Source organism: Streptomyces sp. NPDC047981 (assembly GCF_040653315.1).
Taxonomy (GTDB): domain Bacteria; phylum Actinomycetota; class Actinomycetes; order Streptomycetales; family Streptomycetaceae; genus Streptomyces.
The window spans coordinates 1-12,694 of sequence record NZ_JBEZNQ010000132.1 but is presented as its reverse complement, the minus strand read 5'-3'; the positions used below and the strand labels follow the sequence as shown (position 1 = coordinate 12,694).

The following is a 12,694-nucleotide window of genomic DNA, read 5'->3' as shown; positions in this document are numbered from 1 at the left end:
CGGCTCGGCTGGATTCCGTCCCGCCCGGACCTGGCGGACATCGTGCGGGACGCCTGGGCGTTCGCGAGGGAGAGGGAGCGGGAGCGCGGATGAGCGTGACGGGCGAGGCGGCGGGTAGGGGCGTGGCGGGCGAGGCGGCGCGGACGGACGTGGCGGGCGCGTTCGAGGCGCTGTACGGGGCGGCGCCGGAGGGCGTCTGGGCCGCCCCGGGGCGGGTCAACCTGATCGGCGAGTACACCGACTTCAACGACGGCTTCGTGATGCCGCTGGCGCTGCCGCACACGGCCGTCGCCGCGGTCTCCCGGCGCGACGACGGGCTGCTGCGGCTCCACTCCGCCGACGTCGAGGGTGGCGTCGTCGTCCTGGACGTGGCCGCCCTCGCGCCGCTCCGGGGCGACCTCGGCTGGGCCGCCTACCCGGCCGGGGTCGTCTGGGCGCTGCGCGCGGCCGGCCACCCGGTCACCGGGGCGGACATCCACCTCGCCTCCACCGTGCCGACCGGGGCCGGCCTGTCGTCCTCCGCCGCCCTGGAGGTCGTCTGCGCGCTCGCCCTGAACGACCTCTTCGGCCTCGGGCTCTCCCGCCCCGAACTCGCCGTCCTCGCCCAGCGCGCGGAGAACGCCTTCGTCGGCGTCCCGTGCGGGGTGATGGACCAGATGGCGTCCGCGTGCGCGATCGAGGGCCACGCGCTCTTCCTGGACACCCGTGACCTCTCGTACCGGCAGGTGCCCTTCGACCTGGCCGCGCAGGGGCTGCGGCTCCTCGTCGTGGACACCCGGGTGAAGCACGCCCTCGGGGACGGCGCGTACGCGGAGCGGCGCGCCGGGTGCGAGGCGGGTGCGCGGGCGCTCGGCGTGCGCTCCCTGCGTGAAGTCCCGTACGTGCAACTGCCCGAATCCCTCGCGCGTTTGAGCGAGGAATCGGTTCGCCGCTATGTCCGGCACGTGGTGTCGGACAACCACCGGGTCGAGCGGACGATCGCCCTCCTCGACGCCGGGGACGCGGCGGCCGTCGGACCCGTCCTCAACGAGGGCCACGCCTCGCTCCGGGACGATCTGCGGGTCTCCTGCCCCGAGTTGGACCTCGTGGTCGAGGCGGCGAACGCGGCCGGCGCGCTCGGCGCGCGGATGACCGGCGGCGGCTTCGGCGGCTCCGCGATCGTCCTCGTGGCCGAGGAGCGGGCCGAGTCCGTGGCCGCCGCGGTCGAGAAGGCCTTCGCCGGGGCCGGGTTCGCCGCGCCGGGCATCTTCCCGGCCGTGCCGTCGGCGGGCGCCCGCAGGGAGGCGTAGGGAGCACGCCCCTGGCGGGCTCCATGGCACGTCAGGTGGCGGTGGGCCAGGACCGTAGCAGTGTGGCGATCCTGGTGGTGGTGCAGGTCGCGTCGAGGAGCAGGTCCCTCAGGGCGACGGCGTCGTCCCGCGTGGGTTTCACGGAGACGCCGGCGGCTTCGAGGTACATGACGCCGGTGGCCGCCGCGACCGCCATGTTGGAGCGTTCCAGCCAGCGGCAGCGGCCCAGGGTGTGAACCAGGGCAGCGGCCTTCGCGTACGGCCCGTCGTAGACAGGGTGCTCGAAAAGCTCCGCCTGGTGCCGCGCCACCGCGGCGACGGGGACGCCGTAGTCGTCAGGGGCCGGATCACCCGCACCCGCCACTTCGGCGACCTGCAGGATCCAGGGCACGTCGATGTTCAGCTCCATCACGCGGCGCGCGCCCCACGGGAGACCTGGGCATCCTCAGCCTCGTCGAAGACGCTCTGATGCTCGGCGAGGAATCGAGCGGCCGCGTCGACAGCGCGGGCCCGTAGACCGCTCGCGTCGTCCTGGACCAGTCGCGCCAGGTACTCCCCGACCGACAGCCCCAGGTCAGCGGCCCGCTTACGCGCGAGCTCGGCGACATCCGCGTCCACCCGGGCACCCAGTTGCGTCTTTCCCATGCCAGAATGGTAACAGCTGTTACCACCGAGCGCGTGCGACACCCCGCCGACTCCCGCCGCTCGTCCCGGGGATCGGCAGAACCAGCTCGTGGTCGCTGTTCCCGCACGGCGGGCGCTCGTCCGGCTCAGACCAGACGCCGGTCGCCCCGTGTCCGCACTCCCCGCAGGTGGGCGGCGACCGGTTCGGTGTAGCGCGCGGCGAGCGGACCGATGACCACCAGGATCAGGACATAGGCGGTGGCCAGCGGGCCGAGCTCCGGCGCGACCCCCGCGGTGACCGCGAGTCCGGCGATGACGACGGAGAACTCGCCGCGCGCGACCAGGGTGCCGCCGGCCCTCCACCGGCCCTGCACACCGGCTCCGGCACGACGCGCGGCCCAGTACCCGGTGGCGATCTTGGTCGCGCTGGTGACCAGGGCGAGGAGCAGGGCGGGCACCAGCACCGGCACGACGGCGACCAGGTCGGTGTGGAGGCCGAAGAAGACGAAGAAGACCGCCGCGAACAGGTCCTTGAGTGGGCTGAGCAGGCTGTGCGCGCCTTCCGCGGCCTCCCCCGACAGGGCAATGCCGACAAGGAACGCGCCGACCGCGGCGGACACTTGGAGTCGCTGGGCGATTCCGGCCACGAGCAGAGTCAGGCCGAGGACCACGAGCAGCAGTTTCTCGGGATCGTCGCTGGAGACGAATCGGGAGATGGTCCGGCCGTAGCGGAGGGCGCCGAACAGGACGGCCCCGGCCGCCGCCAGGGCGACCGCGACGGTGACGGCGCCCTCGGCCAGGGAGACGCCTGCGACGAGTGCGGTCACCACGGGCAGGTAGACGGCCATGGCCAGATCTTCGAGGACCAGTACCCCGAGGATCGCCGGGGTCTCGCGGTTACCGACGCGCCCGAGGTCGCCGAGCACCTTGGCGATGACTCCGGAGGAGGAGACCCAGGTGACGCCCGCGAGAACGACGGCCGCGACCGGCCCCCAGCCGAGCAGCAGGGCGGCCACCGCGCCGGGCACCGCGTTGAGGACGAAGTCCACGATCCCGGCGGGATACTGGGTCTTCAGGCTGGTCACGAGGTCGGAGGCGCTGTACTCCAGCCCCAGCATCAGCAGCAGCAGGACGACACCGATCTCCGCCCCGACGGCGATGAACTCCTGGCTCGCTCCGAGTGGTACGAGTCCGCCGTCGCCGAAGGCCAGTCCGGCCAACAGATAGAGCGGGACGGGAGAGAACCCGAAGCGGGCGGCCAGGCGGCCGAGCAGCCCGAGGCCGAGGATGACCGCTCCGAATTCGATCAGGAAGACCGCGGTGTGCACGCGCGCCTCAGTCCCGGTCCAGCAGGTCGGCCGCGGCGTCCGCGCTCTCCCGCGTGCCGATGACGATCAGAACGTCGCCGCCGGCCAGCCGGAAGTCCGAGGGCGGCGCCGGAACGGCACCGCTCCGGCGCAGAACGGCAACGACGGTCGCACCCGTGCGGGTGCGCAGCAGGGTGTCGCACAGCAGCCGTCCGTTCCACGACGAGTGTGCGCTGAGCTCCATCCGCTCGGCCACCAGACCCAGGTCCGTGGTGTGCAGGAGGGTGGGGCTGTGGTGCGCCGGCGTCAGGGCGTCGATCACCGAGGCGGACTCGGCTTCGGTGAGGTGTACGGCCTCGGCGCAGGCGTCGGGGTCGTCGGCAAGGTAGACCGCCAGGGTGCGAGTGCCGTCGCGGTGGGCGACCACGGAGATGTGATGGTCCTCCCGGGTGACGAGGTCGTACTGGACGCCGATGCCGGGCAGGGGGGTCGTGCGCATGCGGGGCGTGGGCATCCGGTCTCCAATCCCTGGCTTCTGGCCTACGTCTGGTGAGGACCTCCACCGTCGTCCGCCTGTCCGGCGCGCGGAGCGGGCGAGCGGGAAGACGTACGGGTGAACCAGGCGCACGTTCAGCTGCCCAAGAGGCCCTGACACAGGGTGCGACGTGGCGAGAGGGTAGGTGGGGCATGCGCTGGTCCAGATCGCGAGGAGTAGCTGCGGGCTCGTGAACGATTCGGTAGAGGCTCAGACCGACGCCGTCTCTTGGGGGATCGGCTCAGTCGCTGCAAGGTGCAGAGGGCCTGAGTGACCGAGACGAGGGTGACGTGGTGATGCCAGCCTGGCCCGGTTCGGCCTTCGAAGTGGGCCGGGCCCAGGGCCTGTTTCATCTCACGGGAGTCGTTCCCGATGCGCCAGCGGAGCTTCGCGGTGCGCACGAGGACGGTCAGAGGGGTGGTCCTGGGCAGGTTGGAGAGCAGAACCGCACGGGCTCGTCCTGATCGGCAGGCCATTCGGCCAGCAGCCAGCGCACCGGAAGCCCGGCTCGGTGCCAGCTGTCGCCTTGTGGATCTCACGTCCGGCGGGCCGGATCCGCAGGGCCACGAAGCGCGAGTACATGCGTTCGTGTCCGCTGCTGCCACTGCCGGGCCGCGAGCCCTCCCGCCGCTGCACCGGCCGCGCGGCGCGTTACCAGGCCGCGATGACGCCACTTCTCGACATGGCCCACCCCGGCGGGGATGGCGCACTTGGCACGGCGTGTCACTTTGGCCGGATCGGCCTTCGGCGAGGACGGATCCCAGCTCCCGGGCAGGAACAGGCGCCAGTACACCGCCGCCGAGACGCCGGCCTGGCGGTTGGTGACCTCGCCCGCCGTGCCGGTGTCCTGCCGGGTCACGCACGCGGACGCGTCCCCGTCCTTGACGAACCCCGTGTCATCAATGATCAACGTGGTGGACTTGATGCCCCCCCCGCATACGCCAGGCCAGACGGGCCCGCACATGCACCGCATCCCACGGGCGGCGGTCTCCTCCGCGAGCCAGGCGTCGACTCTCGCCTGGTCATGCCGGTACGAGCGCCGGTCGGGGCGTTGCGGGGAGAAGCCGTGCCGGCGCAGCTACTTGCCCACGCCTCGCTCGGTCATCACCGTCCCGGTGATTATCAGGACCAGTTCGGCCACCAGAGGGCGGGTCCGCAGCGGACCGCCGATCAGCAGTTCCTCGGGGGTGTAGTCGGCCATTGCCTGGAACAGCAACAGCCCGCTCCTCGGGCCCGATCCGCTCATCCGGTCCCGGACGGCCTGTCCGCCGCACCGCCGACGCGTGCCCCAGTCGTTCCAGCGGGTCTGGACGTCGGGCCCGGATTAGGGTGCGGGGAGGTGGCCGTGGCCATCGACGACTCTCCACAGCGGGAGGCTGCACGACGGGCTTCGGGTGCGCTGGCCTCCCCGGCCCGACTCGATACCGGCTGGGGTGGTCCCGTGGAACGGCACACGCCTCAGCGGCTCGGCACCCGCGCGGGACAGGTGCCGACAGCCGCGCGGCGAGAGTCCCGGCGCGATCGCGCCGTCACGGGCCGAGCGCGTGATCGTTCCCAGCCCCGCGGCGTCACCCCCGGTTCTTGAAGGACGGTGGCTGCAGCGGTGGCGTTTCGACCAGGAAGTCCGTGTACGCCAGGAGGCTGCCCCTGTCGTCCGCGGCGGTGATCGCGGCGCGGGTGCCGCCTGCTTGCCCCGAGGGCACGTTGACGTACGCGCGGAAGGTGCCGGAGGGGGTGACGAGTACCGGCTTCGCGGGTTTCGAGGCGCCCCAGGTCAGGTTGACCAGGGTGCCTGGGGCGAACCCGCTGCCTCGGACCTCCAGGACCTGACCGGGCCGGGCGATCACGGGCCAGATCGCGAGCCTCCCCGAGCTGCCCGACGGCCCGGGGGGATCGGCTGCCGGAGGCGGGGTCGACGGGGACGGTGAGGGGGACGGATCGGTCGACGGAGAGGGTGAGGGCGTCGGCGAAGGTGGGGGCGTCGGGGACGGGGGTGGAGTGGTCGACGGGGCCGGAGGTGGCGGCGGGTCGGCGACGACGGCCTTGAGCGTGGATTCAGCGGCTTGCGTGCCGTCCGCGCCGGGCGTGGTCGCTTCGACCCGCAGGAGACCGGTAAAGGTGCCGGCGGCACCGGGGGTGAACGAGACGACGGCCGTGCAGGTGTCTCCCGCGAGGATCACCCGTCCGGTGCAGGTCCCCTCGTACCGGAACGGTGCCGCCGGCAGGACACCGCTGATGGTGAGGGGTCCGGGGCCCGCGTTTCCGACCGTGAGCTGAATGCCGAGCGGGGTCGCGGACGGACGGGCGAAGGATCCGAAGTCGATGGTGGCGGGCTGGACGGTCAGGCGCCCGGGTGCTGCCCGGCCGTACACGTCGAGCCGGCCGTTCGTGTCAGTGCCTATCAGCGAATCGGGGGTCGCAAAGACGGCGAGGAAGCCGTGTTCGTCCAAGCCGGCGGAACCGGAGATGTCTGCCGGTCCGAGCCGGCTGATGCCCTGCTTGTCGGAGACCGTGCGCAGGAACAGCTGTGGGCCGTCCGCCGGTTGGTCCTCCGTCAGATTCGTGGCGGAGGAGATGAAACCGACGACTCGTCCGTCAGGCGAGAGAACGGGACGGGAGCTGTCCCCGTTGCCCGGTGCGCCCGCCGCAGTGGTCGACACCGCCTGGACGGTGACGGTGCCGACAAGCCGGGTGACGACCACCTGGGCGCTCTGCCCGGTTGCCGGGGGGTCGGGGCGGCGCACGTAGGCCACATTCCGGCCGTCCGAGGAGAGGGAAGGCGAGTCCGTGCCGAACTGCTGGTCGTAGGCGACAAGGCCGCCCGGGGACCAAGTGCCGTCGTCGCTGCGGTAGGTGACCGCCACGGCGGTCTGGTTCACGGCAGCCGCAGGATGGTCGAACCGGGTGTAGGCCACCGTGCGGCCGTCCGCCGATAGCGAAGGCTGTGCACCGTCGACCAGCTCATTCACACCCCAGCTGTCAGTGCTGCCCCGGCTGACGAGTTCCGCAGGTCCGGGGGTGAAGCCACCGGAGTCCGAGGTGTCCCGGCGGGCTTCGACGATCTGGCGTACGGAGAAGGCGGTCAGGGCGAACCCGCCCTGGGGCGAACCACCGTCGTCGCTCACGAGGAGGAGCTGGGCGGCGTACACGGGTTCCTGATACGGAACCGCGCCGCCCCAGCGCACCGAGGGGGGCAAGAACTCTGGATTGATGAGGAAGTAGAGGGTGCCACGGTCGGTCCCGTCCAGGCGCGTCCCTATGGGCACGGGGGTGGGATCGGCACCGGTGGTCTTCGCGGCGTTGGCCCTGGCCTGCGGACCGGGGTCGACCAGCTTGATGGGCTCGCAGTCGAGTGTGCCGAAGTCTACCGTCCCGCGAAGGTCGCGGGTCGGGACCGCGACCAGGTACGGCTGCCCCGCGGACTGGCTGCCGAGCCTGATGTGGTTGCCGGCCACGCGGTCCTGTTCCGGCTTCCCCAGCCTGACCGGGAGCCGGGCCATCTCCGCCGCCGTCAGGCCCGGAGCGTAGAGCCCGTCGCTTCCGGGCTCGGAGCCGCAGAAGGCACGGGCCGCTCTGGGGCCGCAGTCGGCTTTGAGTACGACGCTGGTGTGCCCGGCCGACGTGGGACCGTCGATCACGAGGCGGTTCCAGCGCTGGCTCTGAGCTGCGTCGAAGGCGGTGCAGCCCAGTTCGGGGTCGAACGTCAGAGTGCTGCTGCACGTGCTGGACGCGTCACACGTCTTGGGGCCGATCCGGAACCCGGCACCGTAGCGGCTTCCGTGCGGATTCTGGATGCTGAGCCTGTCGGTGAAATCCACCGTCTCCTGGCCGGGCACGACCGACTTGGTGGAGACGGTCACGCTCACCGGCGGATCGTTCCTGTTGAACCGGGCGATCCCGGTCACCGCGTTGATGTCGACGAAGTTGCTGTTGACCACGTCGATGGAGGAGCCGCCTTCGCTGCCGACGGACACCACGAAGTTCGGTGACACGGGTGAGGCGACACTCGGGTAGACGACGGTCGATCCGTCGGCGGAGATCTTGGGGCCGCAGTCTCGGGCGCACAGTCCCGGGAAGGACTCGGTGAGTTCCGGCGGTCCGTCGGCGAAGTCGGAAGCCGCGACGTTGCCGTCGGCGTCCAGCTGTCCCGTGCCGGAGACGTCCCGGTCGACGACGACGGACGATGCCTGGGTGAGCCCGTGGAGGAGCCGCGTGGCGGAGCGGTACACGACGCGCCTGCCGTCCGCGGAGACCTGCGGGTCCGTGGCGTCGACCGCGGGGTCGCTGAGCAGGGTCGTCACGCTGCTGGCGCGGTCACGGGAGTACACGCGCCACGTGCCGGCAGAGGCGCTGCGGTCGTACAGGGGGGTGAGCGAGACCAGATCCGCCTTGCTCTGGAAGACGACGTGCCGTCCGTCCGCGGAGACCGCGGGGTTCTGTCCTCCCTCGCCGGCCTGCTCCCCAGTTCCCACGGACAGCAGTTGCGTGCCGACGGGGGGCGGGGTCGCGTCGGCGGACGTGCCGACGAACGTCACTGCGCCGGCGTACGCCCCTGCGGCCACACAGAACGTCACGAACAGGGACAACAGGGCCGGGCGGCGCTTCCTCCGCCTCCTCCTAAGACTCATAGGAGGCAGGGAAACACGGCTGCCGCGACCTGGCTCCGGCCGTCAGGGTGTCCTTTCGGGCCGACTTCCGGGCCCTTGCGCACCGTTGGATCCGTAACCGGTGGGGGCGGGCCCCGACCGGCCCTGCGTGCGGCGCCGACGGCCACGGGGGCCGCCCCATGGCGGTACGGGAGCGGGAACCGGCTCTCGGATGGTGGGCGTGCGCGGCCGGGCGTAGAACGAGAGGAAGGACGGCCACCACCGGGCCCCACCGTCTGAAGGAGGAGTCATGACTCAGCAGTCCGCCGCCGCGACCCCGCTCAGCCAGGAGATGCAGGACGCCGTCGAGGCGTGCATGTCCTGCCACACCATGTGTGAGGAGACCATGAGCGCCTGCCTGTCCATGGGCGGCCAGGCCCAGATGCAGGTCATGCGCGCGCTCATGGACTGCTCCGAGCTGACGCGCATGTGTGCCGACATGATGATGCGGCGCTCGCCCATGTCGGCCGAGATGTGCGCGCTGTGTTCCAAGGCCTGTGAGATGTGCGCGGAGGCGTGTATGGCCATGCCTGACGACGCCCAGCTGATGCGCTGCGCCGAGGCGTGCCGTCGCTGCGCCGAGATGTGCCGGTCGATGGCCGGCGCCGCCATGTGACCGTACCCGCCAGTAGCCATGGGGGCACGCGAGCAGCGTGCCCCCGTGGCTTGCACCCACCGCCTTCCGGTGGCCAGGCAGCGCGGCGCCTCTGGCGGGCGGCCGCACCCGGGGACGCGGCGAGGGGGCGGCTCCACCGGCTGAGCAAGCATGCGCATCTCCGCATCCGCAGGCATCCACGAGTAGGGGCCCGCAGGTGAACGCTAGGGAAAACCCCCGATGCCCGAAATTACGGGTTCGCCTTGTATGGGAGTTGAGCAGTCCTTACGGCAGAAGCTCGTCCGGAAGTGATCGTCATGTACGCCAGCGGCTACCAGTACCACTCCAGCCCTGCTGGGAGCTCCAGCAGTGTCGCGGTGCTGCACGAACGGCCGGCACAGGGTGCCACCGAGGGCCACCGGGAGTTCGGCCTCCTGCTGGAGCACGGGCCGCTGGCACCGGCTACGGCCCGCCACGAGGCCCGGCCCGTGCTGGCGTCCTGGGGGCTGGACGAGGACCAGATCTACAGCGTCCTGCTCGTCATCTCCGAGCTGGTCACCAACGCCGTCGCTCACGCGCTGCCCCCCGTCATCCTGCACCTGCGGGCAGTCGGCGACTCCGGCCGGATCCAGGTCCACGTCAGCGACGGCGGCCCCCAGCCCACTCCCGCCACGTGGGCCGCCAACCGGCCCGCCGACGAGCACGGCCGCGGCACCGACATCATCACCGCCCTGACCGACCAGGCCGGCACCCAGCTGGACGCCGAGGGCCTCATCGACCACTGGGCCACCCTGGACGCCCTCTGAACCACGGCGCGGCACTCTGCCGGCCGTCACCCCGCAGCAGGCCGCGTCTGGACCGGGTGCGGCACCTCGGACCCACATGGCCGAGCGCACGACGCGCTCGCGGGACAGCAGCACCGGCGAGAGCGACGGGGTTCCAACGGTCCGCAGTTGCCTCTACGCTCAGGCCGGGCATGCACCTCTTCATCGCTGTGGGGGTCCTGTCTGTCGGCGGTTCCCGCACGCCCAGGGAGCCGCCGAACCACCCACCGCACCTGAGCGCCGACGCGAAGACCGACGGTGGCGTCGGAATGACGGCCTTCGGTGCCGGGCCTGCCGACCGGGTCGGCAGCTCGGGGCGCCCCCGTCTGCCCTATCGCGCAGACTTGGGTAACGAACGTACGAGTCCCGAGTGCCCCTGGCATATGTTGGATGAAGTGGCCGAGGATGGCGACGTCCTGACCCATGGGCGCGCGCCGCTGTAAGGTCGAGTACCTACATGCCGAAGGTGAACGCACGGTGCGCATCGGAGACTTGAGTCGCAGGACCGGGGCTTCCGTGACGACGATCAAGTACTACCTACGGGAAGGCCTGCTGCCGGCCGGACGGTTGACCAGCCCGAACCAGGCCTCGTACGACGAGACTCATGTCCAGCGTCTGCGCTTCATACACGTCCTGCTCGACATCGGCGGCCTCTCCGTCGCGAGCGTCCGCGCGGTCGTCGACGCGGTCGACGACCCGGATCGCCCCGTACGCAAAGTGCTCGGCACAGCGGCCGCGCAGATGGTCCCCCAGTATCAAGCCGACCCGAGGAACGGCATCCGCGCCGCTCACTCGACGGTGGTGGACCTGATCACCCGTCGTGGCTGGCAGGCGGACGAAGACGCCCCCGCCGCCGTAGCCCTGGCTGCAGCCCTGGCCGCGCTCAAGAGCACTGGTGCCAGCCCCTCCACCCGTGCCCTGGACGTCTACGCCGACGCGGCCGAGCGCGTGGCCCGCGCCGATTTCGGCTACGTGTCCCGCCACGTCGCCCGCGAGGAACTCGTCGAGCGCGTTGTCGTCGGCACCGTCCTCGGCGACGTGGTGTTCGCCGCCCTGCGCCGCCTCGCGTACGCCGACATCTCGGCGTACGCCCGCGGCGTGCGCACTGAGCCGGCCACGCGCCGATAGCCCGCGACGCGGTCGGCGACGTCGCTGATCTCAGCCGACTTTCGCCGACCTCTACGCCGAAAGGCCGTGAGGGAGGATGCTCGTGGGGGCCGTCGAGGCCACGGCCCCCACGAGCTCACCGGCCGCGTCGACCACGTCGAGTGCGACGAGCTGGGGATCGTCCAGCACGGGTTCGAGGGCGCCGAGGAACTCGGCGAACCGGCCGTCGGTCTCAGGGGTCATGGTGGCACCCCCCTCCCACAGGGCGGCACGGATACGACCGGAGGTCAGCATGCCGTCGTCGGCGGTCGAGATGAGGAGCAGCTCGGCTGTGCGCGCTTCGAGAGGCGAGGGCTTCCAGGAACCGGTACGGAAGTCCGCCATGAGTTCGTCCACACGGCGGCGCGCAAGGTCGGTGGCGACAGGCTCCAGATAGAGGCCGGCCTCGGAGAACTGAGCGCTGAACGTGGTCACGTGAGCTCCTCTCGGGGTGGAGCCGGAGGCCATGTCGCCTCGGCTGGCCGGGCAGCGCGGTCGTACCGCACTGCCTCGCCCTACGTGAAACCGCGACGCTTGTGCCGATCGGGTCCGCTCGGACTGGGTGCGCCGGTCAGGAGCGTGAGCGATCGCCTGGCAGGTCGCGTCGCTCTTGACCGGCGAGCGACTTCGGCAATCATCCGCTTTGTCCGAATGTCTGCTTCCAGCTAATGCCGACGGCGCCGCACACGGACCGGGGAATGTCCCTAGTGAACCCGTGCACGGTGAGCGGTGTGACGTCGATGGTGCGAGCCGGTCCGGTGGTCGTACTCGTCTCACACCCGCACACGCTGTGTAGCCGGTGCGCGGCGCAGAACCCGGGGGTGCCCGCGCGGCGGCCTGGCCGGCAGCCTCATGTGGGCGTGCTGGTGAGCCCGGCTGATCGCGGAGTCGACCGACACCGTCCACTCCACCGCCCCGACGGAGTCATCGCGGTCCTGGACCTGTTCGAGCAGGCGAGCCCAGGTCGCGTCCATCTCCCAACGGGCGAACCGTTTGTTCACAGACCGTCTGCCACGAGGCACCGGTCCGCAGATGCCACGACACCCCGTTGATGACCTGCCGGTGATCCCGGCTACGGCCGACTTCGCCCATCAACACCCGGCAGCAGGGGCACTTTCCGCTCTCCTCTCGGTTATAAGGGCGAAGGCGATCACGTGATCGTTGACTGCACCCTGATCCCCATCGACCGCATCAGGGCGGACGAGCCGTACTGCTCGGTGAAGCACCGCAAGAACGGTATGAACCTGCAGGTCATCGCCCACCCCGACGGCACACCGCTGTGGTTCTCCCGCGCGACCCCGCCCGGCCCCGTGACCTGACCGCGGTCCGTGCCCGTGGCATCGTCCAGGCCTGCCTCGCCCGGCAGATCCTCGTCCTCGCCGAGCGCCTACCAAGGCGCCACCGAACGCGCCTTCGCGCAGCTGAAGTCCTGGCGAACCCTCCGCCGTGCCAGATGCTCCACCCGACGCATCAGTGCCATCGTCCAGGCCGTCGGCCCACACTCCTGAACTGCACCTATTCAGGATGAAAACAGCTCACAGAGACGGGATGAAGGAGATTCCTTGAGAGCTCGTAGCACGATCTTGCTGAAGAGCCCCTGGTCGGCCGTGACCGGTGTGATGATTCGGCTGTTCGGGGTGGTGTGACTACCCGGCCGTGGATCGTGGACGACGACTTGTGGGCTCTGATCGAGCCTCTTCTGCCGCGCTGGCCCGGTCGGTCGCCAGG

The 12,694-nt window shown here is 71.0% G+C and carries 11 protein-coding genes and 3 pseudogenes; 5 read left to right on the top strand and 9 right to left on the bottom strand.

Annotation, left to right across the window (positions count from 1 at the left end):
* Positions 1-89 precede the first annotated feature (89 nt).
* Positions 90-1,289: a galactokinase gene (gene galK / locus AB0E14_RS37810; RefSeq protein ID WP_362429441.1), complete on the top strand. Its 1,200-nt coding sequence runs from the start codon at positions 90-92 to the stop codon at positions 1,287-1,289.
* Positions 1,290-1,320: 31 nt separating this feature from the next.
* Here the strand turns inward: galK and AB0E14_RS37805 are convergent, their stop codons facing one another.
* The 7 genes and pseudogenes from AB0E14_RS37805 to AB0E14_RS37775 form a co-directional block, all read right to left on the bottom strand.
* Complete coding sequence (locus AB0E14_RS37805) at positions 1,321-1,698, bottom strand: fic family toxin-antitoxin system, toxin component (RefSeq protein ID WP_362429447.1); 378 nt, start codon at positions 1,696-1,698, stop codon at positions 1,321-1,323.
* Positions 1,698-1,934 (bottom strand): hypothetical protein, encoded by a 237-nt coding sequence (locus AB0E14_RS37800; protein WP_362429438.1) that lies wholly within the window; start codon positions 1,932-1,934, stop codon positions 1,698-1,700. Before AB0E14_RS37800 ends, AB0E14_RS37805 begins: the two co-directional genes overlap by 1 nt.
* A 125-nt stretch (positions 1,935-2,059) precedes the next feature.
* On the bottom strand, positions 2,060-3,241 hold the full coding sequence (locus AB0E14_RS37795) for a cation:proton antiporter (protein WP_362429434.1): 1,182 nt from the start codon (positions 3,239-3,241) through the stop codon (positions 2,060-2,062).
* Between the two features lie 7 nt (positions 3,242-3,248).
* Positions 3,249-3,734 (bottom strand): TrkA C-terminal domain-containing protein, encoded by a 486-nt coding sequence (locus tag AB0E14_RS37790; protein ID WP_362429431.1) that lies wholly within the window; start codon positions 3,732-3,734, stop codon positions 3,249-3,251.
* A gap of 116 nt (positions 3,735-3,850) precedes the next feature.
* Positions 3,851-4,665: pseudogene (locus AB0E14_RS37785) on the bottom strand (transposase); the annotation flags it as partial.
* Positions 4,666-4,833: 168 nt separating this feature from the next.
* Positions 4,834-4,971, bottom strand: a complete 138-nt coding sequence (locus AB0E14_RS37780) for a hypothetical protein (protein ID WP_362429428.1) — start codon at positions 4,969-4,971, stop codon at positions 4,834-4,836.
* A gap of 352 nt (positions 4,972-5,323) precedes the next feature.
* Positions 5,324-8,290 (bottom strand): hypothetical protein, encoded by a 2,967-nt coding sequence (locus AB0E14_RS37775; protein WP_362429425.1) that lies wholly within the window; start codon positions 8,288-8,290, stop codon positions 5,324-5,326.
* Between the two features lie 361 nt (positions 8,291-8,651).
* Between AB0E14_RS37775 and AB0E14_RS37770 the strand changes: the two genes are divergently transcribed.
* The 3 genes from AB0E14_RS37770 to AB0E14_RS37760 all read left to right on the top strand — a co-directional run bounded on the left by AB0E14_RS37770 (position 8,652) and on the right by AB0E14_RS37760 (position 10,948).
* Complete coding sequence (locus tag AB0E14_RS37770; protein ID WP_362429422.1) at positions 8,652-9,017, top strand: four-helix bundle copper-binding protein; 366 nt, start codon at positions 8,652-8,654, stop codon at positions 9,015-9,017.
* Between the two features lie 296 nt (positions 9,018-9,313).
* A complete protein-coding gene (locus AB0E14_RS37765; protein ID WP_362429444.1) occupies positions 9,314-9,802 on the top strand; it encodes an ATP-binding protein in 489 nt (162 codons plus the stop codon).
* A gap of 441 nt (positions 9,803-10,243) precedes the next feature.
* Entirely contained in the window at positions 10,244-10,948 is a 705-nt protein-coding gene (locus AB0E14_RS37760; protein WP_362429419.1) for a MerR family transcriptional regulator, read from the top strand.
* 51 nt (positions 10,949-10,999) lie between these two features.
* On the opposite strand, the gene AB0E14_RS37755 is transcribed toward AB0E14_RS37760, so the two are convergent.
* Together AB0E14_RS37755 and AB0E14_RS37750 are read right to left on the bottom strand one after the other, a co-directional pair.
* On the bottom strand, positions 11,000-11,401 hold the full coding sequence (locus AB0E14_RS37755; RefSeq protein WP_362429416.1) for a hypothetical protein: 402 nt from the start codon (positions 11,399-11,401) through the stop codon (positions 11,000-11,002).
* Positions 11,402-11,823: 422 nt separating this feature from the next.
* Positions 11,824-12,080: pseudogene (locus tag AB0E14_RS37750) on the bottom strand (IS5/IS1182 family transposase); the annotation flags it as partial.
* A 25-nt stretch (positions 12,081-12,105) separates the two neighbouring features.
* Here AB0E14_RS37750 and AB0E14_RS37745 point away from each other — a divergent pair.
* Positions 12,106-12,494, top strand: a pseudogene (locus tag AB0E14_RS37745) (transposase family protein); the annotation flags it as partial.
* Positions 12,495-12,694 lie beyond the last annotated feature (200 nt).